Genomic DNA, 24,040 nt, shown 5'->3' with positions numbered 1-24,040 from the left:
ATTGTGCCTGCGCGCAGAGATGCCTTTGGCGCCATCTACAATCTCCCCATGCACCCCCGATTCCTGCTGCTCGCCCCCTTCCTGGTCTGCACGGCCCTGGCCGCCCAGACCGTGCCGGCCCCGCCGCTCGTGCAGGAGTCCCAGCAGACCGAAGGCCGCAAGAACCAGAAGGTCGAACGCATCCACATCGAGGACCGGGCGACGATCATCGACGAGGTTCGCTATGGCGGCCAGACGCAGAGCATCGTGGTGCAGCCCAAAGGGGGCATGCCGGAATACGAAAGCCAACCCACCGACCTGTCGCGCTCCCGGCCGACCGACCACCGCGACGGCATGAGCAGTGCCACCGGCAAGCGGGTGTGGAACTTCTTTAAATTCTGATGGCGGTCTTCACGGAAGTCTCGGAGAGCGAGGCCGGCGAGCTTGTGCGCGCGCTGGCCCTGGGCGAGCTGCGCGAACTGCGCGGCATCCAGGGTGGGATAGAGAACACCAACTACTTCCTGACGACGGACCGGGGCGAGTACGTGCTGACCCTGTTCGAGCGCCTGACGTTCGAGCAGCTGCCGTTCTACCTGCACCTGATGAAACACCTGGCGCAGCGCGGCATCCCGGTGCCCGAGCCCCAGGCGGTGCCCGCCAGTGCCAGCGCGGAAAATCCCGACGGCCAGATCCTGCACACGGTTTGCGGCAAGCCGGCAGCGGTGGTGGACAAGCTGCGCGGCCATAGCGAGCTGGCGCCCACGACCGCGCATTGCGCGGCGGTGGGTGACATGCTGGCGCGCATGCATCTGGCAGCGCGTGACTATCCCCGCAGCCAGCCCAACCTGCGCGGCATTTCCTGGTGGAACGAGACCGTGCCGGTGGTGCTGCCTTATGCGGACGCCTCGCAGGCTGCCCTGCTCAAGAGCGAACTGGCCTACCAAAACCATGTCGCCGCCGGCTCGGCCTATGCGGCCCTGCCCCGCGGCCCCATCCATGCCGACCTGTTCCGCGACAACGCCATGTTCGAGGAGGGCCGCCTCTCCGGCTTCTTCGATTTCTACTTCGCGGGCGTGGACAGCTGGCTGTTCGACATCGCCGTGTGCCTGAACGACTGGTGCGTCGACCTGGAAACCGGTGCCCACGAACCCCAACGGGCGGCGGCGTTCCTGCGCGCCTATGGCGGCGTCAGGCCGCTGGCTGCGGCGGAGCGCGAACTGCTGCCGGCCATGCTGCGTGCCGCCGCCCTGCGTTTCTGGATCTCGCGGCTGTGGGATTACCACCTGCCGCGCGAGGCGGCCATGCTCAAAGCCCACGATCCGAGCCACATCGAGCGGGTGCTGCGCCAGCGGGTCGCGCATCCGGCCTCCCGCGACTGATTCGCCCTTCACGGCCGGCCGAACTGGGCACTTGCGTTAAATTTGTCACGCAAGCGCCCTCCACGGCCGAGTTTTCCGCAATAAATCCGCGTCCACTGCGACTCTTCCTTCGTACCTGTCAATGAAACTCAACATTGTTCCCGCACGCATTGGCATCCAATGGGTCAAGCTCGGCATCCAAACCTTCTCCAAGCAGCCGCTGGCACTGGCCGGGCTGTTCTTCATGTACATGACGGCCGTGATCGTGGTGGCGATGATTCCCGTCGTGGGCGTGATCGTCGGAGGCATGCTGGTGCCGGCCGCGACCCTGGGCCTGATGGCTGCGACCGAAGAGGCGACCAAGGGCCGGTTTCCCATGCCGTCCGTGCTGATCAGCGCGTTCCGGGCGGGGCGCCAGCGGGTGCGGGCCATGCTGGTGCTGGGGGTGATCTACACCCTCGGCTCCATGGCGGTCACCAGCGTGGCTTCGCTGCTCACGGGCGGGGTTCCGGCGGCGGAGGGCGAGATCGACCTTGCCACCCTGCTGGCCCTGGCCTTGCACACGCCGCTGTTCCTGATGTTCTGGCACGCGCCCGCGCTGGTGCACTGGCATGGCGTCTCGCCGGTCAAGAGCCTTTTCTTCAGCGTCGTGGCCTGCCTGAGGAATTTCGGGGCGTTCCTCGTCTACGGCATGGCCTGGCTGGCCGTGTTCCTGGGCATCGGCTCGGCTTTCGGCCTGGTGGGTGCGCTGCTGGGCGGCGCCTCGATGGCGCGCGCCGTGATGATGCCGCTGGCCTTGCTGATGGCCGCGATGTTTTCCACCTCGATTTATTTCACCTTTCGTGACAGCTTCGTCGCCACGCCCGACCCCGAACAACAACCCCCCGGAGAGCCCATATGACACAGCACATCCTGCAAGGCCGTACCGAATCCGAATCCCTCTGGTTCCAGCGCCGGAGCTTTTTGCAGGCGGCGGCGGCCTGGACGGCCATGGGCGGTTTTGGCGCGGCGCAGGCGCAACGGCGCAGCAACATCGTGGACTTGCGCGGTGACGCAATGCTCAACGGCCAGCCGATGAATCCGCAGCAAACCATCCAGACGGGGGACAGCGTAGAAACCGGGCCCGGCTCCCACCTGGTGTTCGTCGTCGGCACCACGGCCTTCCAGGTGCGGCAGAACTCGCGCCTGACCATAGATCGCGGCGCCACACTCAATTCCGTCAGCGTGCTGCGCATGCTCACGGGCGCAGTGGCCAGCGTCTGGGGACGCGGCACCAGCCGCCAGATCGTCACCCCGACGTTGACCGCCGGCATCCGCGGCACGGGCGTCTACACCGAGGTGTTCCCGCAGCAGAACTATCGCAGCTACTTCTGCAACTGCTACGGCGAGGTGGAGATGGGCGCGGGGCCGGACAGGACCGTATCGCGCGCCGAGTACCACCAGTCGTTCTGGGGCGAGCCCGAAGCGAAGGACGGCCGCTTCCTGACGCCGGCCAAGGCGATCAACCATACCGACGAAGAGCTCGAATACCTGGCGCAACTCGTCAACCAGCGCACGGCCTGGCAGATCGCGGGCAAGAAGGGTGTGCTCGATGGCAGCGGGTACATGGACCAAAAGCCCGGGCAGGCGCATCCGCTGATGAAGTAACTGCGCCCGCGCGTCAGCGGGGCTGCAGTTCGCCATCCAGCTTCGCCAGCGCCCTGCGCGCCTCCTCGGCCGCGGGCCCCGACTCTTCGCCGTAGCGGCCCAGCATGTCCCGCAGCGCGTGACGCGCATCGGGCGCCGCGATTTGCGGCAGCCGGCACCAAACCACCAGCGCTTCCAGCTCGTGTTGCATCGCGCCCCGCGCACGGGCTTGTGCCATCGCGAAGTCCAACGCGACGGCAGCAGCTTCGGCATCGCCGCGCTCCAGCAGCAGCTCGCCGCGCACGCGCTGCAGTGGAGACAGCAGGCAATGCTCGCTGCCGCTGCGTGCCAGGGCCAAGCCCCGGTCGATGGACTTCATGGCCTCGTCGCTACGGCCCAGGGTGCGGCAGGCGTCCGCGTACATCTGGTGAAAGCCGGTCAGGCCCACGCGCAAGCCGATCTCGTCGCAGCGCTGGGCGGCGTCGCGCATGGCAGCCAGGCCCTCCTCTACCTCGCCCAGCGCCACCATTGCTCGCCCGTAGATCCAGCCATGGGCGCTGGGGCCACCGGCAAGCCAATGGCCTTCCACCAATTCGTAGATGCGCCGGGTCTTTTCCTTCACCTGCGCATACTCGCGCCCCATCGAATGCACGACGGCGGCCAGATGCAGCGCGATCGCCTGGGTCGGCGGGTGCCGGATGCGCTCGGCGGCAGCCTGTGCCCGGGCTATGAAGTCTCGCGCCCGGCTTGGACTTCCCATCCACCAGGTCAGCACGCCAAGGTAGCTGAGCGCCTCCACGCCGGGATCCTGCACGAAGAGCTCCGCGGACAGTGACTGCCCGGCTGCGGCGTAGGCCTCGAGCGCGGCTTCGAGATGGCGTCGTGCCCCCGGCAGGTCGCCTATGTGGGTGAGGGTCATGCCCAGCGCGCTGGATCCCGCCACGAGCAGGCTTGCATCGCCCGTGCTTACGCCAAGCGCGAGGATGCGTTCGGCAAGGCCACGCGCACGCTCCAGTTCGCCCCGGCCGAACGTCACCCACCACAGCCCGTGCAGCGCTCGCGCCTGGACGGGACTGGCCGGGAGCTGGTCGCACAGCACCTGGGCCCGGTCAAAAACGGCGCCAACCTCCGGACTCGAGAACACGGTCAGCTGCGCCAGCGACACGCCCTCGAGCACACGCAAGTCCAGCTCCATTGCCAGTCCGGCCTCGCCCGGCGGCAAAGCCGCCAATAGCTCCAGCCCGTGGCGCGCCGCGTGCAACGCCTCGCTCGGCGCAAATCGTCCGAGCGCGCGGGCTGCGCCGAGCTGCAAATAGAAGATGGCCCGGGGCAACTGCTGGCCACGTTCGAAGTGCATCGCGAGTTCGCCCGCTATCTCAACGGCGGCCCGGCCATGCAGCCGCTCCAAGGCCGCCGCCATTCGACGGTGCCAGTAAATGCGGCGTGCCTCACCAAGCGACTGGTAGAACACATGCCGGTACAGGGCGTGGTTGAACCCGTAGCGTGCCGCGGTCCGCCCGTCGCCCAGCTGACTGCTGCCCGCGCCGCGCAGCCACTGCTGCTGCGCCACCAGCGCATCGAAAGCTTCGCTCACCGCCTGCGGTTCGACCTCCAGGGCATCGGCCAGCGCGATGTCGGGAAATTCCGCGCCCGCCACGCTGGCCGCGCCCAGCCACTGCCGCAACTGCGCCGGCAACCGCGCGATCTGCTTCTCGACCACGCCAACGATGTTCGTCGGCACCGGCAGGTCAGCGCCGGACGGTTCCAGGCCGCCCTCCGCCTCCAGCGCATCGACAAGGTTGGCCACGAACAGCGGCAGGCCCTCGGTGTGCCTGTGCAGCCGGCGCACAAAGTTCTCGCTGAATTGGCGGCCGGGACTGTGGTTGGCGAGATAGTGCGCCACCTCGCGCTCCGAGAAAGCCTCCAGGTCGAGTTCGTCGCACAGACGGTGCAGCTTGAGCTCCTGGCGCAGGCCCTTGAGCGGATGATCGCCGGCGATGACTTCGGCGGGTCGGAAGCTCCCGATGACGAGCAGCCGCGCGGCACTGCGCTTGCGCGCCAGGTAACCGATCCATTGCACAGTCGCCTCATCGCTCCAGTGCAGATCTTCGAGCACCAGGACGAGCGGATGCGCCGCTGTGTGCCGGTCCATCAATTCACCCAACTCGCGCAACATGCGCTGTTGGGTGGCGCCGGCGACCTCTCTTTGCAGCTGCAGGCGATCCGAGTCGCGCAGGTACCAGGGCAACTGCACCAGCCAGGTGGGGGCGACGCAGCGCATCAGGTCCAGCAGGCCGGGCGCGGCGGGCGAGCGGCACAGCGCGTTCAGAGCCTCCAGTACCGGCATGTAGGGCTCGCCGGTGCCGTATTGCTCCACGCATTGGCCGACCGCCTGCGCAGTGGCGGGATGCTCCTCGAGGAAACGCGCGATCAACGTGCTCTTGCCGATGCCCGGCTCGCCCGCCACCAGCACCACCTGGCAGCGGCCCTGCGCTGCGCGTTCCAGGCGCTGGCGCAGGAAGGCGAGCGACTCTTCGCGGCCGACGAGGTGGGCGGCGACTGCCGGTGGCGCGGCCGAAGCGGAAGGCGCACGCAATGGCGCGATGAAACGGTAGCCTCGCCGTGGCGCCGTCTCGATGTAACGCGGCGTCTTCGGGTCATCGGCGAGGGCTGCCCGCAGCTGGCTGATGGTCGTCTTGAGCACCGACTCGCTGACATGGTGATGGCCCCAGACGGCGTCGAGGAGCGCGTCCTTCACGACGAGCCGCCCGTCCTGCCGCGCCAGCGCGCACAACACGGCAAAAGCGCGTGGCGGCAGATCCAGCGGAACCCCGTCCCGGTCGATGCGCGCATTGGCCTCGTCCAGGACGAACGCATCGAACTGAGCCAGCAGCGGTTGAGTATCTGCCAACGTAGCCCCCGGGGATTTTGCTTCACTCTAATGCAATCACCGGACTGAATCCAGACTGAAACCAGACCGTGCCGTGACGACTTTCACCCGCGCAAAACCTACGCTTGCGCCATGGTTCTGCATTCCCTTCCCAACTATTCCCAGTCCCGCTCCTACGTGTTGCAACTGCACCGGGACGCCGTGGCCGGGCAAGGCCGCCTGTTCGGCCGCATCGAACACATGGCTAGCGGCGCCAGCCTCGAGTTCGCATCGGGCCAAGCTCTGCTGGACTGGCTGGCCTTGCACCTGGCACACGCATCGTCCCCCGCCGCCGCTTCCGGAGATTCCTCGTCATGAAACCATTGCCTTGCATCCTTTCCTTGCTGATCAGCGCGTCGGTCGCGCTGCCCGCGCTCGCCGCGACGCCGGCCGCCGACGCCCGCTTGCCCGCCGCCTGGCACGAACCGCTGCCGCATGGCGGCGAGATCGCTGTTCTGAACCAGTGGTGGAGCCAGTTCGACGATCCGCTGCTCAGCCGGCTGATCGACGCCGCGCAAGGCGCCAGCCCCAATCTGGCCTCGGCCACATCGCGGATCGCCCAGGCGCAGGCCAACCGCACGAAAGCCGGCGCGGCCCTGCTGCCATCGCTCGACGGCAGCATCTCTGCTTCGCGCGGCCGCACCGAACTGGGTCAGCCGTTGGCAACCAGCACGTCCCACGGCCTGCAGATGGCCTGGGAAATCGACCTGTTTGGCGGCGGCCGAGCCGGAGCCCGGGCTGCCCAGGCGCGCCTGGAAGCCGCGCAAGCCGGCTGGCATGAGGCGCGCGTGGCCGTGGCCGCGGAAGTGGCGACCAGCTACGTGGGGCTGCGCGCCTGCGAGGCGCGCTTGGTGCAAACCGAAATCGACGTGGCCTCGCGGGAGGAGACCTCGCGCCTGACTGGCCTGAGCGCGCAGCACGGCCTGCAATCGCCCGGCAGCGCTGCGCTGGCCCGGGCCAGCGCAGCCCAGGGACGCGCCGGCGCCACCGCCCAGCGGGCCCAGTGCGCTTCGCTGGTGAAGGCGCTGGTGGCCTTGACCGCCTCCGACGAAGCTTCCTTGCGCGCCGAGTTGGCGGCCTCCACGGCGCGCCTGCCAAGCCCGGCACAGTTCGCCGTGGACAGTGTGCCGGCACGCGCGCTGGCGCAACGCCCGGACCTCTACGGCGCGGAGCGCGATCTGGTGGCCGCGGGCGCGGAATGGACGCAATCGAAAGCGCAAAGCTGGCCGCGCCTGATGCTGCAGGGCAACTTCGGCGGGATGCGCGCCGAAAGCGCGATGGGCAGCACGAGCGGTTCCATCTGGAGCTTCGGCCCCATCTCGCTGGTACTGCCCATCTTCGACGGAGGCCAGCGCCGGGCCAACACGAAGGCCGCGGAGGCACGCTACGAAGAGGCCGGCGCCGCTTACCGCGCCAAGTTGCGCACCGCCGTGCGCGAGGTCGAAGAAGCGCTCGTCAGCTTGCGCAGCGCCGCCGAGCGGGCCGAGGACGCACGCGCCGCCGCCGGAGGGTTTCGCATTTCGCTCCAGGCCGCCGACGCGCGGTACCGCGGCGGCCTGGCAAGCCTGTTCGAGCTGGAGGACGCTCGCCGCAGCGATGTGCAGGCGCAGACCGCGCTGATCGACCTGCAGCAAGAGCGCATTGCGGCCTGGATCGCGCTGTACCGCGCATTGGGCGGCGGCTGGGAGCCGACCGCATGAATTCCTCACCTTCAACCCCACGGAGAAGCCTTATGAACTCGCCCTACACCATGACGATGATCTGGACTGGCACCGTCGTGCTCAGCCTGGTTGCCACGGCCCTGCTCGTGCTCCGAGCGGAAGCCGGGGTCGAACCCAGCCCGGCCACAGCCGCTCCCGCGCTCACAGTCCGCCTGGCGCAACCGCAGCGTCAGGACCTGCCCCGGCAGCTCGATGCCAACGGGACAGTGACTGCCTGGCAGGAGGCGAGCGTCGGCTCGGAAGCCAACGGCCTGCGCTTGGCGGCAGTGCACGTGAACGTCGGTGACGAAGTCAAGCGCGGCCAGGTGCTCGCCACCTTCGCACCCGAAACCGTGCAGGCCGAACTGGCGCAGCTGGAGGCCGGCGTCGCCGAGGCGAAGGCCCAGGTGGCCGACGCCGCGGCGAACGCCGAACGCGCGCGGGCGCTGGCCGCCAGCGGCGCACTGAGCGCACAGCAGATCAACCAGTACCTGACCGCCGAGCAGACGGCACTGGCGCGGCTGGAAGCGCAGCGCTCGGCCGCCCGGGCCCAGCAGCTGCGCCTGGCCAAGACCCAGGTACTGGCCCCGGACAACGGCGTCATTTCCGCGCGCAGCGCGACCGCCGGCGCCGTGGTGCCGGCCGGGCAGGAGTTGTTCCGCCTGATCCGCGGTGGCCGCCTGGAATGGCGCGCGGAAGTCACGCCCGAAGAAGCCGTACGCATGAAGCCGGGATCGGCCGTGACGGTTCATGGCGCCGATGGCAGCAGCCTGCCGGCCCGCGTGCGGCAGGTGGCGCCCACCGTGGATGCGCGCACGCGCACCGCGCTCGTTTACGTGGACCTGCCGCCTTCGCACGCGCTGAAAGCCGGCATGTTCGCCCGCGGCGAGTTCGCCCTGGGCAGCTCCAGCGCCATCACCGTGCCGCAGCAGGCGGTAGTGATGCGCGACGGCTTCAGCTACGTGTTCAAGCTGCAGGGCGCAGATCACGTCAGCCAGGTCAAAGTGCGCACCGGCCGCCAACTGCGCGACAGCATCGAGGTGCTGGACGGCATCGGCGCCGACACCCAGTTCGTCGCCAGCGGCGCGGGCTTTCTCAACGACGGTGACTTTGTGAAGGTGGTGGGCCAATGAACTTCTCAGCCTATGCAATCCGCAACCCTGTAGTGGTGATCCTGCTCTTCGGCCTGCTCACGCTGGCCGGCCTGTGGGGCTTCAAGGCGAACCAGGTGCAGGAGTTCCCCGACGTCGAATTGCCGGTGGTGACGGTCAATGCCACGCTGGACGGCGCCGCGCCGGCCCAGCTGGAAACCGAGGTGGCGCGCAAGATCGAGGACTCTATCGCCAGCGTGCAGGGCATCAAGCACATCCACACCAGGGTGCTGGACGGCGAAGTGTCGATGACCGTGGAGTTCATCATCGAGAAGAACGCCTCCGACGCCGTGACCGAAGTGCGCGATGCCGTCAACCGCGTGCGGTCCGACCTGCCGGGCGACTTGAAAGAGCCCGTCATCAGCAAGGCCAGCACGGCCGGCCGCGTGGTGCAGGTGCTCTCCGCCTCGTCCGACACACTGGACGAACAGGAGGTGTCCTGGTTCGTCGACAACAAGATGACCAAGGCCCTGCTCTCGGTACCCGGTGTCGGCGCGGTGCGCCGCGTCGGCGGGGTGACTCGCGAGGTGCGGGTGGAACTGGACGCGATGAAGATGGCCGCACTGAATGTCTCCGCCATCGACGTGTCGCGGCGGCTCAAGCTCGTGCAACAGGAAGCCCCGGGCGGCCGCGGCGACGTCGGCGGCGCCGAGCAGAGCGTGCGCACCATCGCCACCGTCGGGACCGCGGACGAACTGGCGGCGCTGGAACTGCCGCTGGCCGATGGCCGCAAGATCCGCCTGGACCAGGTGGCACGCCTGGCCGACACCGTGGCCGAGCAGCGCAGCCTGGCATTGCAGGACGGACGGCGCGTGGTCGGCGTGGAGGTATTCCGCTCCAAGGGCGCCAGCGAACTCGCTGTCGCAGACGGTGTGCGCACCGCTCTGGCCAAGTTGTCGGCCGATTACCCGCAGCTGAGCCTGAAGCAGGTGGTGGACAACTCCGTGCCGGTGCAGGAGAACTTCGACGGCTCCATGCACCTGCTCTACGAGGGCGCGATACTGGCGATCCTGGTGGTGTGGTGGTTCCTGCGCGACTGGCGCGCGACCCTGGTCGCGGCCGCAGCCCTGCCGCTGTCCGCGATCCCCGCGTTCCTGGGCATGGCCGCCTTCGGCTTCACGCTGAACACGGTGACCTTGCTGGCTCTGGCACTGGTGGTCGGCATCCTGGTGGATGACGCCATCGTGGAAGTGGAAAACATTTCCCGCCATCTGAAGATGGGCAAGACTCCGATGCAGGCCGCCATGGAAGCTGCCGACGAGATCGGCCTGGCGGTGATCGCAACGACCTTTGCCCTGGTGGCGGTATTCCTGCCCACCGCCTTCATGGGCGGAATCCCGGGCAAGTTCTTCAAGCAATTCGGCTGGACGGCCGTGGTCGCGATCATGGCGTCGCTGGTGGTAGCGCGTTTCCTGACGCCCGTGATGGCGGCCTACCTGCTCAAGGGCGGCGTCCACGAGGAAGAACAGGACGGCCGGCTCATGCGCTGGTACATGCGGGCCATGCGCTGGTGCCTGCACCATCGCGGCATCACGGCCACGGCTGCGGGCCTGTTCTTCGTCGGCTCGGTCAGCCTGGTGATGTTGCTGCCGACCGGTTTCGTGCCTGCGGGCGACCGGGCCCAGACCCTGGTAAACATCGAGTTGCCTCCCGGCAGCACGCTGGCGGAAACGCACCAGATGGCCGAGCGCGCGCGTCTGGCGGCCGAGGACGTTCCTGAGGTGAAATCCGTGTTCAGCTCGGTGGGCGGCGGGTCCACCGGCGACGCCTTCGCGCCCGGCACGGCGGCCGAAGCCCGGCGCGCCGTGCTGACCATGACTTTGGCTCACCGTACCGAGCGCGAGACCTCGATCCGCGAGGTGGAGGCCCAGATCCGGAAACGGTTGGCTGAGTTGCCGGGTGCACGCTTCGGCGTTGGCGCCCAGGACAACGGTGTGAAGATGCAAATCGTGCTGCAGGGTGATGATCCGGCGCTGCTGGCGAGCGCGGCGCAGCGCGCCGAGCGCGAACTGCGCACGCTCAAGGGGATCGGCGGCGTCTCGTCGAGCGCCGGCCTGGCGCGCCCCGAGATCATCGTGCGACCCGACTTCGCCCGCGCCGCGGATCTGGGCGTGACGGCGGCCAGCATCGCCGAGACCGTGCGCGTGGCTACCGCCGGCGACTACAGCACCGGCCTGTCGAAACTCAACCTGAGCGAGCGCCAGGTCCCGGTACGCGTGAAGTTGCCCGATGCGGTGCGCGCCGACCTGGCCGCGTTGGGGCGCCTGACGGTGCCGGGCAAGGACGGTCCTGTGCTGTTGGCGAACGTGGCACGACTGAGCATGGATAGCGGGCCGGCCCAAATCGCGCGCCTGGACCGCCGGCGCAACGTGACACTCGACGTCGAGCTGGGTTCACGCGACCTGGGCGAACTGCACGAGGAAGCCCTGGCCCTGCCGGGACTGCGCCTGCTTCCGCCAGGAGTGAAGGTCGTGGAACTGGGGGACACACAGGAAATGGAAGCGCTGTTTGTCAGCTTCGGCATTGCAATGGCGGTGGGCGTGCTGTGCATCTGGGGTGTGCTGGTCCTGCTGTTCAAGGACTTCATGCAGCCGATCACCATCCTCGCGGCCTTGCCCCTGTCCATCGGAGGCGCCTTTGTCGGCTTGCTGGTGACGAACAGCGCCATGTCCATGCCCTCGATGATCGGCTTGATCATGTTGATGGGAGTGGTGACCAAGAACTCCATCCTGCTCGTCGAATATGCGATCGTCGCCCGGCGCCAGGGCATGAGCCGCCTTGATGCGCTGGTCGATGCCTGCCACAAGCGCAGCCGTCCGATCGTGATGACCACCATTGCCATGGGCGCGGGCATGCTGCCACTGGCGCTGGGCCTGGGCGCCGACCCGAGCTTCCGCGCGCCGATGGCGATTGCCGTACTGGGCGGGCTGGTGACCTCGACTTTGCTGAGCTTGCTGGTGGTACCGGCGGTGTTCACTTACATCGACGACGCGCAGCGCGCGCTGCGCCGGATGGTGCGCTATGGCAAGTTGCCGGTCTTGCTTCGCGCCACCCATACCTGAAGACGGCCGGCCTCATAAGCCACCTCATAGTTGCTGCGGATATATTCATCGACGACGTTTTTCCTGTCGTACTTGAACTTGTCCACTGAGGAATAGTTGGTCACCATGCATTGCGGACGGCGCACCTCGATGTCCCTCAGGGCCTCTGCAAAGTGAGTGTTCGTGCTCATGTTGCTCAACAGAAAAGAGTGGCGCGTTGGATTCAGCTTTCCCGTCTCAAAGTAGTACCCCGGCGCAAAGGGACCCGCATAGATGTACGGCGACGCCCCGCAGTTTTCCCGCACGTACCGCAGGGCGGGGTGTTGCGATTCCTCAAAGAGCGGCGTCGAAAATCTGGTGGCGACCACGACCGGAACCTGAAGATTCAGCAACAGGAGACCCGCCGCTATCCATATCAGAAAGAATCTCGAAGTTCGCGATCCAACAGGGGCTGCGCTCACCAACAGCGGAAAGAGCGCCAGCAACGGAAACAGGGTCAGCGTGATGTGGCTGAGATCGGGGCGTTGCAGCGCAGTCGCGAACAAGATGACTTGCAGCGACATCAAGAACCACACCACGCGACTGGAGCCATGACGCAGAAGCCAAGCCGCCGAAACAATGAGGGTAGCCACCAGCACAAACACAGAGAAATCGACCCGATTCACTTCCAGATAGTGATTCGCGGGGAAATAAATGAGGTTCTCGACCAGGAGGGATGCAGGCCAACAGAGCAGCATCCCCCCGACCGGAACCAGGAAGGCGATCAGGAAGGCGGCAGAGTTCTTCCACCTCGCCAGACCGCCATCGCCGCCGTGGAAGAGGCCCAGCAACAACACGGAGGTCGCCCCCACAACTGCGCCGCGATGCTGCAGGAACCACACGGCGACGCCGCAGATGAAACCACCAATGACCGCGTCAACCGTATTCCTTCGCAGAATGCTGCGGATGACGAAAAACGTGCTCCATACCACCAGGACAACATTGAACGTGTTGTGATTGATGGAGGGCCAGTAGCCCGAAAACAGGCAGAAGACGAAGGGCCCGAAGAGCATCGCCCACCGCGGAGCGGCCACCTGCCGTTCAGCAAGCACGAGTTGACTGATCCGCCAGACGCCGATGGCTGCACCGGAGATCGCCAGTATCCCGATCGACTTGGCAATCCAGTAGTGCGCACCAAACAATTTCCACGCGGCAGCTATGAGGTAAAAACTTCCTGGCGCGACGAACTCGAAGAAGTCCGTGTACAGCGTGCGTCCGTTCAGGATGCTCCAGGCGCCGTGAAGAATGAGCCCCTCATCGCTGTCGAGGAGATGCGTCGCGTGCAGTACGAGCAGCAGCGCTGAGCAAGCGAGCAAGAACGAGCCAGTCCAGAGTTGTTCGCTCGAGATGGACTGGGTTCTTTTCATCGGGCCAGCCGCGTCGCCAATTCCAGCAACCGCGGGCGCACTTCAGCCAGCAGGAATTCCGGCGAGAGGTTGATGCCCGGTCCGCCGCAGTTGATGGCCATGACCGAACGGCCGCCCGGCGGTTGGAACGCGATGGCGATGGCGTTCACATCCTTCTGCCATTCGCCGAAAGAAGTGCAGCAGCCCAGCTCGCGATACTCGTCCTGGGCGCGCTCCAGGCCATCGCGGATACCGGGCCAGGCCACGGCGTCCAGTTCGCGGATGCGCTCCATCAACTCGTTGCGCTCGGCCTCGCCGCACACAGCCAGGTAGGCGCGGCCCATCGCGGTGGTAGCCAGGGGGATGCGCGAGCCGACGTCCAGGCTCAAGGTCAGCGCGGACTCGCTGCGGCAGTTCTCCACGTAGATCATGCTGAGCCTGTCGCGCAGGCCCAGCGACACCATTGCATGCGAATGGTCCGCCAGTTCCTGCATCAAGGGGCGCGCGACCTCGCGCATGTCCATGCGCGCAAGCATCGCGCTGCCGAGCGCCAGCACGGCACTGCCCAGGCGGTATCCGGTGTTGCCGCTGCCGTCGTCGGCATGCTCCAGGTAGCCATGCTTGGTCAGGGTGTAGGTGAGGCGCGAGATGGTGGACTTGGGCAGGCCGCTGCGGCGCGCCAGTTCCTGGTTGCCCAGCATGCGATCGCGCGAGCGGAAGGCGCTCAGCACGTCGAGGCCGCGCGCGAGCGCCGTGACGAAGTGGCGGTCGGCCTTGGCGTTGACCGGGCGTTTCGGCGGGCGCTCGTCGGCCATGTCAGGTCACCGGGGTCAGCTTGGCCACCGACAAGGCCAGCCATTTGATGCCATGCCGGGGGAAATTCACCTGCGCGCGCGCATCGTCGCCCTGCCCTTCCAGCGACACCACCTTGCCCTCGCCGAACTTGGTGTGGAACACCTTCATGCCCGCGTGCAGGCCATGCGAAGGCGACTTCTGCATGGGGACCGGCGGGCTGGCAAAGGTGTCCTTGCTGAAACCCCCGCCCCCGCCGCCACGCGAGGTGGCATAGCCGGCGCCAAAGCCGAAGGCGGAGCCGCCGAAGCTCTGGTTCTTGGGCGTGAGCCATTTCATCGCGCCTTCGGGCAGCTCGTCGAAGAACCGGCTACGGATGTTGTAGCGCGTCTGGCCGTGCAGCAGCCGCGTCTGCGAATAGCTCAGGTACAGGCGCTTGCGCGCGCGGGTGATCGCCACGTACATCAGGCGCCGCTCTTCTTCCAGGCCCTCGTGCTCGGTCATCGAGCGCTCGCTGGGGAACAAGCCCTCTTCCAGGCCGCTGATGAAGACGCAGTCGAACTCCAGCCCCTTGGCCGAATGCACGGTCATGAGCTGGATCGCGTCCTGCCCGGCCTGGGCCTGGTTGTCCCCGGACTCGAGCGCCGCGTGGGTTAGGAATGCGGCCAGCGGCGACAGCGTTTCGCCGGTCTCGGCATCGGGCGGCACGTAATCGGGGGCCGGCTCATTTTCTTCGGGCAAGCTCGGATCCAGGCCCTGGCTGGCCGGCGACTGGCGCAGCGTTCCCGGGCCCAGTTCGTCCACCGGCAAGGCAACGGCGTCGCGCCCGAACCCTTCCTGGGTGACGAAACTCTCGGCCGCGTTGACCAGCTCCTCCAGGTTCTCCACCCGGTCGGCGCCTTCGCGCTCGCTCTTGTAGTGCTGGATGAGGCCCGACTCCTGCAACACCAGGTCGATGATCTCGCGCAGCGTGAGGTTGACCGTCTGCTCGCGCAGCACATCGATCTTGGCGACGAAAGACGTGAGGTTGGCGCCGGCCTTGCCGGTGGTGGCGCTCACGGCATCGTGCAGCGAACAGCCGGCAACGCGCGCTGCGTCCTGCAGCTGCTCGATGCTGCGCGCGCCGATGCCGCGCGGCGGGAAGTTCACGATGCGCAGGAAGCTGGTGTCGTCATGCGGATTCTCGAGCACGCGCAGGTAGGCCAACGCATGCTTGATTTCCGCCCGCTCGAAGAACCGCAGGCCGCCATAGACGCGATAAGGAACGGCGGCATTGAACAGCGCGGTTTCGATGACCCGGCTCTGGGCATTGCTGCGATAGAGCACGGCGATCTCGTTGCGCGGGGTGCCGCCCTCGGGACCATCGCCGCGCACCAGGTGCCGCATCTCCTCGACCATCCATTGCGCCTCGGCCAGGTCGGTCGGGGCCTCGTACACGCGCACGGGCTCGCCGGGTCCCTGGTCGGTACGCAGGTTCTTGCCCAGCCGGGTCTTGTTGTGGCTGATCAGTTCGTTGGCCGAATCCAGGATGTTGCTGTGGCTGCGGTAGTTCTGCTCCAGCTTGATCTGGTGCCTGACCTCGAACTCGCGCACGAAGTCGGCCATATTGCCCACCCGCGCGCCGCGAAAGGCGTAGATGCTCTGGTCGTCGTCGCCGACGGCAAACACCGAACTCTCAGGCCCGGCCAGCATCTTGATCCACGCGTACTGGAGCTTGTTGGTGTCCTGGAACTCGTCGATCAGGATGTGGCGGAAGCGCCGCTGGTAGTGCTCGCGGATCGGGTCGTTGTCGCGCAGCAGTTCGTAGCTGCGCAGCATCAGCTCCCCGAAATCGACCACGCCGTCGCGCTGGCACTGGTCTTCGTAGAGCTGGTAGATTTCGATCTTCTTGCGATCTTCTTCGCTGCGCACCTCGACCATGTTGGCACGCAGGCCATCTTCCTTGCAGCCGGAGATGAACCACTGCGTTTCCTTTGCCGGAAAGCGCTCCTCGTCCACGTTGAATTGCTTCATCAGACGCTTGATCGCCGAAAGCTGGTCCTGGGTATCCAGGATCTGAAAACTCTGCGGCAGGTTGGCCAGCTTGTAATGGGCCCGCAGGAAGCGGTTGCACAGGCCATGGAAGGTGCCGATCCACATGCCGCGCACATTGACCGGCAGCATGGCCTGCAGCCGTGTCATCATTTCCTTGGCGGCTTTGTTGGTAAATGTCACCGCCATCACGCCGCCGGGCGAGATCTGGCCGGTGGACAGCAGCCAGGCGATGCGGGTGGTGAGCACGCGCGTCTTGCCCGAGCCGGCGCCCGCCAGGATCAGCGCGTGCTCATTGGGCAGCGTGACGGCGGCCTGCTGTTCGGGATTGAGATTCTGGGTGAGCGGGGAACCCGCGGCGACTTCTGGGAACATAGGGCCATTGTAGGAAGTAGCCCGATGAACAAACTGTCACGACTCGCCATTCCTTTGTTCGGGCTCCTGGCCGCCGCCGGCGCCCAGGGGCAATCCTCCTGTGCCAGCGACGGCCTACCCCAGCCCGTGGCCTTGCTGGAACGATTCATCAGCGCCGATTGCGAGTCCTGCTGGAGCGACCCCAAGACCGCCAGGCCCGGGCGCGGCGAATTGGCGCTGGACTGGATCGTGCCGGGCAGCCGTGGCGACGATGCACCCCTCTCCGCCGCCGCCAGCCGTGACAGCTTGGAGCGGCTGCACGCGCTGGGCCGCAAGCCCCCGCTCCAGGCCGAGGCGTCGCGCCTGAAGCCGCGCCCCGACGGCAGCCAGCTGCGGGTGGCCCACGGCCTGCCATTCGACAACTACATCGGTACTTCCATTGAACTCAAGCCCGCTAGCGGCGGGCCCTGGAAAGCCTGGCTGCTGCTGGTGGAAACCGTCCCGTCCGGAACCGAAGGTTCGCCCGTGGAGCGCAACCTGGTGCGCAATGCGTTGCAGACCGCTTGGGATAACACCACCCAGCTATCGAAAGAAGAGCAAAACCGCCTCTTGGAGTCGCGGCCGATGAGCATCCCCGAAGGCGCCAATCGGGAACGGCTGCGGGTGGTGGGCTGGGTGGAAGACGCCCGTGGGCAGATCGTTGCGGCGGCGCAGAGCCGCTGCCGGCCGGCAGCACGCTAGCGGCTCTTGCCAGCCTTCGACTGCGCCAGGCTCTCCAGGGCTTGCAGCGCAACCTGCTGCTCCTCCGCATCCAGGAACGCCGTGCTGCGCATCCGCAGCCGCACCGCCGCAAGCGAGACGATGCCGGCCTTCAAGCCCGCACGAACCCAGCGCAGGTCGCGCGGCTCGCCCCGGGCGAGCTTGGACACTGCGGCGTCATTTGGCTCGAGAAAAGCGGCCGTCACCTCGCCTTGCTGGATTCTGATCAGCCTCTGCTCCCAACCGTCGGGCAGGGTGGGGAGCTTGGGTGATACCGGGTCGAGATAGATTCCGTGGCTGCGATGGTAGGGGCTGCCTTCACCCAGTTCGGCCTGCAAATCGAAAACACGCCCGGGATCGGTGGGGGTGTAGCAATCCGCATCGATAGACATGGTCATGTCCGCCGGAATGGCGGTCACCTGTGCCAAGCCTAAGACGGACAAGCTGCCCACCACGACGTAATCGCGGTGCCCACAGAGGCCGCGTGCTGCGTCCAGTAGTTGAAAAAGCGACGCCAGATTCACGAAACTCCGCCAACTCCGGCCGCCGTGAACGGAGAGTTTTGGCGCATCGCCCGCCCCCAGCCCTGCGCATCCGAGCACATTCGCTGCACGAGCTGCTTTACCGGCAGCGCCAGCCAGGCGCGCCAGCGTTGGATGTAGTCCGCGCTGCACAGTTGACCAGCTTCCCAGCGATCCACCTCGTGCAAGGCTGCCTCGACGCGCTTGCGCTGCTGCGGCGACGGTGCGCACAGCAGTTCGATCCCAAGTTCCTGGTGGGCGATCAAGCGGTGCAATTCCACTTGCTGCTGTGCTGCTCGTGCGGCACGACGCTCATCCAGCGGTTGATGTTGCAGCAACCACTGCGGCGGGACGATAGCGGCGACGAGTTTGCGGTGGCGCTCCACTCCGACGGGCCCAAGCGCAGCTCGTGCCAATACTTCGCCGAAGTTCTGCTTGACGTGGGATGCGGCTACCGTGTCCATTTGGAGATTTTAGACAATTTATGAGTTTTAGACAATTCTCGAAAAACCCCAGCCTCCTCGCGTCCATAAGGTCTATACGAATCGCCGGATCACGCCGCGGACAGCGGCGGGTAAAATCAATCACCGGGCCCAAGCATCTTGCGGCCCGGTTTGCGTTTCGGCCTTCCGCTGAAACCGGCCGGGCCACAGTCCAAGCGCTCACCTGTTCAACAAACAGCCCTCTGGAGCTTGGTATGGAAATCTTCGATTACGACAAAGTATTGCTGCTGCCGCGCAAGTGCCGCGTGGAAAGCCGCTCGGAATGCGACGCCGGCGTGGAGCTGGGCGGGCGCACCTTCCGCATCCCGGTGGTGCCGGCCAACATGAAAACCGTGGTGGACGAGAATATCTGCCTGTGGCTGGCGCAGAACGGCTACTTCTACGTGATGCACCGCTTCGACCTGGACAACGTGGCCTTCGTGCGCCAGATGCGCGCCAAGGGCGCGTATGCCTCGATTTCACTGGGCGTGAAAAAGGCCGACTACGACACCGTGGATCAGCTCGCGGCCGCGGGCCTGGTGCCCGAGTACGTGACCATCGACATCGCGCACGGCCATGCCGACACGGTGAAGAACATGATCTCCTACCTGAAGGAGAAGCTGCCCACCACCTTCATCATCGCCGGCAATGTGGCGACACCCGAGGCCATCATCGATCTGGAGAACTGGGGCGCCGACGCCACCAAGGTGGGGGTGGGCCCCGGCAAGGTCTGCATCACGCGCATGAAGACCGGCTTCGGCACCGGCGGCTGGCAGCTGTCGGCGCTGAAGTGGTGTGCCCGCGTGGCGACCAAACCCATCATTGCCGATGGCGGCATCCGCGAGCACGGCGACATCGCCAAGAGCGTGCGCTTCGGCGCGACCATGGTCATGATCGGCTCCATGCTGGCCGGCCACGAGGAGTCGCCGGGCCAGACCGTGGATGTGGATGGCAAGCTCTACAAGGAGTATTACGGCAGCGCGTCCGACTTCAACAAGGGCGAGTACAAGCACGTCGAAGGCAAACGCATCCTGGAGCCGGTCAAGGGCAAGCTGCCCGATACCCTGCGCGAGATGGAAGAAGACATCCAGAGCTCCATCAGCTACTCCGGTGGCAAGAGGCTGATGGACATCCGCAAGGTGAACTACGTGATCCTGGGCGGCGACAACGCCGGTGAACACTTGTTGATGTAGGGCTACGTGCCTTTGGCCAGCTTCAGCGCAAGCTGGTTGAGCCGATGGCCGGGCTGCGTCAGCGCTTCCAGCACGCTGAAATGATTCAAGCCGGGCAAGGTTTCGCACACCGGCACCCGGCTTTCGCCCCAGGCCTCGCGCATCACGCGGGCCTGGCGGTGAAACTCTTCACTCTCATCCCCGCCGGCCACGGCAAAAAGCTTTCCGTCCGCAGGTGCCGGCAGTAGCGCGGGACTGGCCTGGCGCACCTGCTGCGTCGTGAGCTTCAGTGAAGGCTGCAGAAACGGCGTGTGCATCATCGGCTCCAGGTCATGCACCCCCGAGATGGACAGCGCACCCTTGACCAGATCCGCCGGCAGCTCGCGGGCGTAGACCGGCCACAGGCAAGCCAGCATCATCGCCGCCAGGTGCCCCCCGGCGGAATGCCCCACGACCGTAATGCGATTCGGGTCGCCGCCATGCTTGGCGATGTGGCGCCAGGTCCAGGCCAGGGCCTGCACCATCTGCATGGTGATCTGCGGAATGGTCACGGCCGGGCACAGCGCGTAGTTGGGGACGACCACACAGAGTCCCTCGCGCGTGAGCGCGGGCGCGACGAAGGAGTGGTCGCGCTTGTCCAGCGACCGCCAGTAGCCGCCGTGGATGAAAACCACAACCGGGGCATCCGGCTTCGCCGTCGGGAAGATGTCCAAGTGTTCGTTGGGCCCACCGCCATAGCGCACGTCCAGCTCGCGCGGCTGCGTGCGCATCGCTTCGGCCGACTCGGCGGCCCAGCGCCTGAAGAAGCCGGGGTGCTCCGGCACCAGGTCGCGGTTGTTGTACATGCGGTCCAGCCAGGGGCCGTCGTGGCGAGTGCTCATCAGAGAAGTTTCCTTGTTCGTTGGGCGTATCTTGGCACAGCTTGCAAGCGCCCTTTTTTGGCTGTATTCTGTATACAGACTTCAAAAGCACATGACCGCCCACCTCGTCAAGATCGAAAGCGCGCCCGACCTCGTCGACCAGGTCTATCGCAGCCTGCTGGACGCGATCAGCGACGGATCGCTCGCCCCCGGCGAGCGCATCACCCAGGAAGACATCGCCGAAAAGCTGGCCGTCTCGCGCCAGCCGGTACTGCAGGCGCTGCGCTTGCTGAAGAAAGACGGCTTCGTGCGGGACGCGCCCGGCCGCGGCGTGTTGGTGGCCCCGCTGGACGCCGACTGGATCGCCAAGGTGTATCAAGTGCGCGGCTCGCTCGACGCGCTGGCCGCGCGGCTGGCGGCCCAGCAGCGCTTCCGCCTCGATCCCAAGCTGATCGAAGCGGGCCGCAAGGCGGCGCGCGGCAAGAACGTCAAGGCCATGATCGAGGCCGACCTGGCCTTTCACAACGCAATCTACGGCGCATCGGGCAACCCCCTGATCGAGCAGAGCGCCCAGCAGCATTGGCGGCACCTGCGCCGGGTGATGGGCGCCGTGCTGCAGCACTCCCGGCAGCGCGAGGCCCTGTGGGATGAACACGAAGCGATCGCCAAGGCGATCGCGGCGGGCAATGGCGATCGTGCCGCCCTGTTGATCGAAGAGCACAGCCAGCGCGCCAGCAAGAACCTGGCCGCGCGGCTGGCCCATGTCCTGAAGACCCAAGGAGACAAGACACCATGAAACTGACGAAAGAGCAACTCGAACAGTTCGACCGCGAAGGCTACCTGTTCTTCCCCGGGCAGTTCACGCGCGAGGAAATGAAGGCCCTGACTGACGAGGTCCCCGAGTTGTACAGCCGCCGCGAGGCCTACAACGTCCGCGAAAAGGGCAAGGAGGCTGTGCGCACGAACTTCGCCGCCCACATGTACAGCAAGCCGTTCGCCAAGCTCGCGCGCCATCCACGCATGGTCCAGCCGGTGATGGACCTCTTCGACGAAGAGGTGTACATGCACCAGTTCAAGATCAACGGCAAGATGGCCTTCGAAGGCGACGTCTGGCAGTGGCACCAGGACTACGGCACCTGGCTCAACGACGACATGATGCCCACCGAGCGGGCCATGAACGTCGCCATCTTCCTGGACGACGTCAACGAGTACAACGGCCCGCTGATGTTCATCCCCGGCAGCCACAAGAAGGGCGTGGTCGAGGCCAAGCACGACCTCACCACCACCAGCTATCCGCTTTGGACCGTGGACAACGACCTCATCGCGCAGCTGGTGGAACGCGCCGGCGGCAAGAACGGCGGCATCGTCAGCCCCAAGGGGCCGGCCGGTTCGATGATCCTTTTCCACAGCTGCCTGGTGCACGCGTCCAGCAGCAACCTCTCGCCGTGGAACCGCGTCAGCGTCTATCTGAGCCTGTGCGCCGTGTCCAACCACATCCGGCGTTTCAAGCGGCCCGAGTACATCGCCCACCGCGACTTCGCCCCCATCGAGTGCCTGCCGGACGATTGCCTGTTGAAGGACTATCCGGTGGATCTGCCATGGAAGAACGGCCTGCCGGCCAGCGCGCTGGAAACGACCGCCGTGCCGTTCGAAGAAATCAGAGAAGCAGCATGAGCCTTCATACCCAACTCCAGCAGCGCGCTGCCAAGGGCAAGCCGATACGCGTGGGCCTCATTGGCGCCGGCAAGTTCGGCTCGATGTACCTGGCCCAGATTCCGCGCACGCCGGGCGTCCACCTGGTGGGCATCGCCGACCTCTCGCCGGACGCAGCTCGCGCCAATCTGGCCCGGGTCGGCTGGAAGGCGGAGCAAACGCAAGCCGCATCGCTGGACCAGGCCCTCAAGTCCGGCGCCACCCACGTGGGCGAGGACTGGCAGGCCCTGGTTCGCCATCCCGCCATCGACGTCATCGTCGAATGCACCGGGCACCCGATCGCGGCGGTAGACCACTGCCTCGAAGCTTTCACCCATGGCAAACACGTGGTGAACGTCACCGTGGAAGCCGATGCGTTCTGCGGGCCGCTGCTGGCGCGCAAGGCCGCCGAGGCCGGCGTGATCTATTCGCTCGCGTTCGGCGACCAGCCCGCGCTGATCTGCGACCTGGTGGACTGGGCGCGGACCTGCGGTTTCCCGGTGGTCGCCGCCGGGCGCGGCCACAAGTGGCTGCCGCACTTCAGCGAATCGACGCCCGAAACGGTATGGGGCTATTACGGCCTCACGCCCGAGCAGGCCCAACGCGGCGGTCTCAACCCCAAGATGTTCAACAGTTTCCTGGACGGCTCCAAGCCTTCCATTGAAAGCACCGCCGTGGCCAACGCCACCGGCCTGGGCGTGCCGAGCAACGGCCTGCTCTACCCGCCGGCCAGCGTGGAAGACATCCCCTTCGTCACCCGGCCGATCATCGAAGGCGGCGTGCTGGAGCGCAAGGGCATGGTCGAAGTCATCTCCTCGCTCGAGACCAACGGACGCAAGATCCCCTACGACATCCGCATGGGCGTGTGGGTCACTGTCGAGGCCGAGACCGAGTACATCAAGAACTGCTTCGAGGAATACAACGCCCACACCGACCCGACCGGGCGCTATTTCACGCTCTACAAGCGCTGGCACCTGATCGGCCTGGAAGTCGGCATGTCGGTCGCCAGCGTGGCGCTGCGCGGCGAAGCGACGGGCGTCGCCACCTGCTGGAACGCCGACGTCGTGGCCACAGCCAAGCGCGACCTGGCGCCGGGCGACGTGCTCGACGGTGAAGGCGGCTACACGGTATGGGGCAAGCTGCTGCCGGCCGAGAAGTCGAGCCGTATGGGCGGGCTGCCCCTGGGCTTGGCCCACAGCGTCAAGGTGATACGGCCGGTGAAAAAGGGGCAGAGCCTGAGCTGGGCGGACGTCGCCATGGACACCACGACGCACGCCTACAAGATCCGAAAACAGATGGAGGCGATGTTCGCCGCGGCCCCGGAAAAAACCACGCTTCCAGTTTTGGCATAATACGGATTGTTCCCCGCGCGAGTAACTTGTTTTGCTAAACTACGCGTTGCTGTGGGGGGGTAGCTCAGCTGGGAGAGCGTCGCGTTCGCAATGCGAAGGTCGGGAGTTCGATCCTCCTCCTCTCCACCACAGCCTCTTTTTTGTCGATTTCAGTGGGCTCTTAGCTCAGTTGGTAGAGCAGCGGACTCTTAATCCGTAGGTCGAGTGTTCGAGTCACTCAGGGCCCACCACTGAAACCCTTTCGGGGACACGCCGGCCAGCTATCAATTTGGTAGCTGGCCGGTTTTGTTTTCGGCCACGGTGACAGTTATGGAACGGCGCTTTTTGGCGAGCCGTTGACCCACACAGCTCTAGGGTTCCCGCCTACACAGGCTCAGCAGTTTCAGCTCCAAAGTAGGGACTCTACATGCCATGTAGAGACTCCAAGTTAGAGGCCGATCCCGGCCTCTTTTTTTTGCCCTATTTCTTTCCCCCACCGCTGCCGCCGCCCACACCGGGACCGCCGGGACCACCGGTACCGCCACCGCCGCCTACACCACCGCCATTGCCATTGTTGCCACCGCCGTTTCCACCACCATTGCCGTTGCCATTGCCATTGCCCCCGCCACCAATCGGATTGCCCGCACATGATGCTGGCGCAGCACGTGAGCCCAGCAATTGGGCGACGCGGGTGCTCAAGTCACAAAAGTCTGGCTTTACCGCAAGCAGCTGAACGACAAGGCCAAGCGAAACAACGGCCAGGAGCAACGCATATTCGATAACGCCGGCGCCGTTTTCATCTGTAAAGAATCGGCTGCTCGCTGCGATCATGGGGCGCTCCTTATTGGGGTTTGCCCCACGTTACGCTCGATTCGCA

General features: G+C 66.0%; 21 protein-coding genes and 2 tRNA genes. 15 read left to right on the top strand and 8 right to left on the bottom strand.

Annotation, left to right across the window (positions count from 1 at the left end; all coding sequences use genetic code 11):
* Positions 1–48: 48 nt before the first annotated feature.
* From HNE04_RS07465 to HNE04_RS07450, 4 genes are all read left to right on the top strand, one after another.
* Complete coding sequence (locus HNE04_RS07465; RefSeq protein WP_172217907.1) at positions 49–381, top strand: hypothetical protein; 333 nt, start codon at positions 49–51, stop codon at positions 379–381.
* Entirely contained in the window at positions 381–1,358 is a 978-nt protein-coding gene (locus HNE04_RS07460; protein ID WP_172217906.1) for a homoserine kinase, read from the top strand. Before HNE04_RS07465 ends, HNE04_RS07460 begins: the two co-directional genes overlap by 1 nt.
* A 121-nt stretch (positions 1,359–1,479) precedes the next feature.
* Positions 1,480–2,238, top strand: a complete 759-nt coding sequence (locus HNE04_RS07455) for a BPSS1780 family membrane protein (RefSeq protein WP_172217905.1) — start codon at positions 1,480–1,482, stop codon at positions 2,236–2,238.
* Positions 2,235–2,984 carry a twin-arginine translocation signal domain-containing protein gene (locus HNE04_RS07450; RefSeq protein WP_172217904.1) on the top strand — a complete coding sequence of 250 codons (750 nt, stop codon included), beginning with the start codon at positions 2,235–2,237 and terminating at the stop codon, positions 2,982–2,984. Before HNE04_RS07455 ends, HNE04_RS07450 begins: the two co-directional genes overlap by 4 nt.
* A gap of 13 nt (positions 2,985–2,997) precedes the next feature.
* On the opposite strand, the gene HNE04_RS07445 is transcribed toward HNE04_RS07450, so the two are convergent.
* A complete protein-coding gene (locus HNE04_RS07445) occupies positions 2,998–5,874 on the bottom strand; it encodes an ATP-binding protein (protein WP_172217903.1) in 2,877 nt (958 codons plus the stop codon).
* 111 nt (positions 5,875–5,985) lie between these two features.
* On the opposite strand from HNE04_RS07445, the gene HNE04_RS07440 reads away from it, so the two are divergent.
* The 4 genes from HNE04_RS07440 to HNE04_RS07425 are packed head-to-tail and all read left to right on the top strand — an operon-like array spanning position 5,986 to position 11,805.
* The gene (locus tag HNE04_RS07440; RefSeq protein ID WP_172217902.1) at positions 5,986–6,210 is read left to right on the top strand and encodes a hypothetical protein; all 225 of its coding nucleotides are present in this window, start codon (positions 5,986–5,988) and stop codon (positions 6,208–6,210) included.
* Entirely contained in the window at positions 6,207–7,592 is a 1,386-nt protein-coding gene (locus tag HNE04_RS07435) for an efflux transporter outer membrane subunit (RefSeq protein ID WP_172217901.1), read from the top strand. The genes HNE04_RS07440 and HNE04_RS07435 overlap by 4 nt, the downstream gene beginning before the upstream one ends.
* A 32-nt stretch (positions 7,593–7,624) precedes the next feature.
* Positions 7,625–8,725 carry an efflux RND transporter periplasmic adaptor subunit gene (locus HNE04_RS07430; RefSeq protein ID WP_172217900.1) on the top strand — a complete coding sequence of 367 codons (1,101 nt, stop codon included), beginning with the start codon at positions 7,625–7,627 and terminating at the stop codon, positions 8,723–8,725.
* On the top strand, positions 8,722–11,805 hold the full coding sequence (locus HNE04_RS07425; RefSeq protein ID WP_172217899.1) for an efflux RND transporter permease subunit: 3,084 nt from the start codon (positions 8,722–8,724) through the stop codon (positions 11,803–11,805). Before HNE04_RS07430 ends, HNE04_RS07425 begins: the two co-directional genes overlap by 4 nt.
* On the opposite strand, the gene HNE04_RS07420 is transcribed toward HNE04_RS07425, so the two are convergent.
* From HNE04_RS07420 to HNE04_RS07410, 3 genes are read right to left on the bottom strand one after another with little or no spacing between them, the layout of a single operon-like run.
* Positions 11,763–13,190: an ArnT family glycosyltransferase gene (locus HNE04_RS07420; protein WP_172217898.1), complete on the bottom strand. Its 1,428-nt coding sequence runs from the start codon at positions 13,188–13,190 to the stop codon at positions 11,763–11,765. The two genes, HNE04_RS07425 and HNE04_RS07420, sit on opposite strands and share 43 nt — an antisense overlap.
* On the bottom strand, positions 13,187–13,984 hold the full coding sequence (locus HNE04_RS07415; protein ID WP_172217897.1) for an IclR family transcriptional regulator: 798 nt from the start codon (positions 13,982–13,984) through the stop codon (positions 13,187–13,189). The genes HNE04_RS07420 and HNE04_RS07415 overlap by 4 nt, the downstream gene beginning before the upstream one ends.
* A 1-nt stretch (position 13,985) precedes the next feature.
* A complete protein-coding gene (locus HNE04_RS07410) occupies positions 13,986–16,367 on the bottom strand; it encodes a UvrD-helicase domain-containing protein (protein WP_172217896.1) in 2,382 nt (793 codons plus the stop codon).
* Between the two features lie 24 nt (positions 16,368–16,391).
* On the opposite strand from HNE04_RS07410, the gene HNE04_RS07405 reads away from it, so the two are divergent.
* Positions 16,392–17,087 carry a hypothetical protein gene (locus HNE04_RS07405; protein ID WP_172217895.1) on the top strand — a complete coding sequence of 232 codons (696 nt, stop codon included), beginning with the start codon at positions 16,392–16,394 and terminating at the stop codon, positions 17,085–17,087.
* Here the strand turns inward: HNE04_RS07405 and HNE04_RS07400 are convergent.
* Positions 17,084–17,629, bottom strand: coding sequence for a DUF6036 family nucleotidyltransferase (locus HNE04_RS07400; protein ID WP_172217894.1), 546 nt, complete (start codon positions 17,627–17,629; stop codon positions 17,084–17,086). The two genes, HNE04_RS07405 and HNE04_RS07400, sit on opposite strands and share 4 nt — an antisense overlap.
* Entirely contained in the window at positions 17,626–18,090 is a 465-nt protein-coding gene (locus HNE04_RS07395; RefSeq protein ID WP_172217893.1) for a type II toxin-antitoxin system Phd/YefM family antitoxin, read from the bottom strand. The genes HNE04_RS07400 and HNE04_RS07395 overlap by 4 nt, the downstream gene beginning before the upstream one ends.
* A gap of 233 nt (positions 18,091–18,323) precedes the next feature.
* Between HNE04_RS07395 and HNE04_RS07390 the strand changes: the two genes are divergently transcribed.
* A complete protein-coding gene (locus HNE04_RS07390; RefSeq protein WP_172217892.1) occupies positions 18,324–19,301 on the top strand; it encodes a GMP reductase in 978 nt (325 codons plus the stop codon).
* Positions 19,302–19,303: 2 nt separating this feature from the next.
* Here HNE04_RS07390 and HNE04_RS07385 read toward each other — a convergent pair whose 3' ends face one another.
* Positions 19,304–20,161, bottom strand: coding sequence for an alpha/beta hydrolase (locus tag HNE04_RS07385; RefSeq protein ID WP_172217891.1), 858 nt, complete (start codon positions 20,159–20,161; stop codon positions 19,304–19,306).
* 91 nt (positions 20,162–20,252) lie between these two features.
* On the opposite strand from HNE04_RS07385, the gene HNE04_RS07380 reads away from it, so the two are divergent.
* From HNE04_RS07380 to HNE04_RS07360, 5 genes are all read left to right on the top strand, one after another.
* Positions 20,253–20,936: a GntR family transcriptional regulator gene (locus HNE04_RS07380; RefSeq protein ID WP_172217890.1), complete on the top strand. Its 684-nt coding sequence runs from the start codon at positions 20,253–20,255 to the stop codon at positions 20,934–20,936.
* Positions 20,933–21,814: a phytanoyl-CoA dioxygenase family protein gene (locus HNE04_RS07375; protein ID WP_172217889.1), complete on the top strand. Its 882-nt coding sequence runs from the start codon at positions 20,933–20,935 to the stop codon at positions 21,812–21,814. Before HNE04_RS07380 ends, HNE04_RS07375 begins: the two co-directional genes overlap by 4 nt.
* Positions 21,811–23,184 carry an NAD(P)H-dependent oxidoreductase gene (locus tag HNE04_RS07370; RefSeq protein WP_172217888.1) on the top strand — a complete coding sequence of 458 codons (1,374 nt, stop codon included), beginning with the start codon at positions 21,811–21,813 and terminating at the stop codon, positions 23,182–23,184. The genes HNE04_RS07375 and HNE04_RS07370 overlap by 4 nt, the downstream gene beginning before the upstream one ends.
* Before the next feature lie 53 nt (positions 23,185–23,237).
* Positions 23,238–23,313, top strand: a tRNA-Ala gene (locus HNE04_RS07365).
* Positions 23,314–23,338: 25 nt separating this feature from the next.
* Positions 23,339–23,414: transfer RNA gene (locus tag HNE04_RS07360), tRNA-Lys, on the top strand.
* Positions 23,415–23,643: 229 nt separating this feature from the next.
* Here HNE04_RS07360 and HNE04_RS07355 read toward each other — a convergent pair.
* Positions 23,644–23,994 carry a Flp family type IVb pilin gene (locus HNE04_RS07355; protein WP_172217887.1) on the bottom strand — a complete coding sequence of 117 codons (351 nt, stop codon included), beginning with the start codon at positions 23,992–23,994 and terminating at the stop codon, positions 23,644–23,646.
* Positions 23,995–24,040: the final 46 nt, after the last annotated feature.

Source organism: Caenimonas soli, assembly GCF_013155545.1.
Lineage (GTDB): Bacteria > Pseudomonadota > Gammaproteobacteria > Burkholderiales > Burkholderiaceae_C > Ramlibacter > Ramlibacter soli.
The sequence above is the reverse complement of the archived record's forward strand: the minus strand, read 5'-3'. Positions and strand labels throughout refer to the sequence as shown.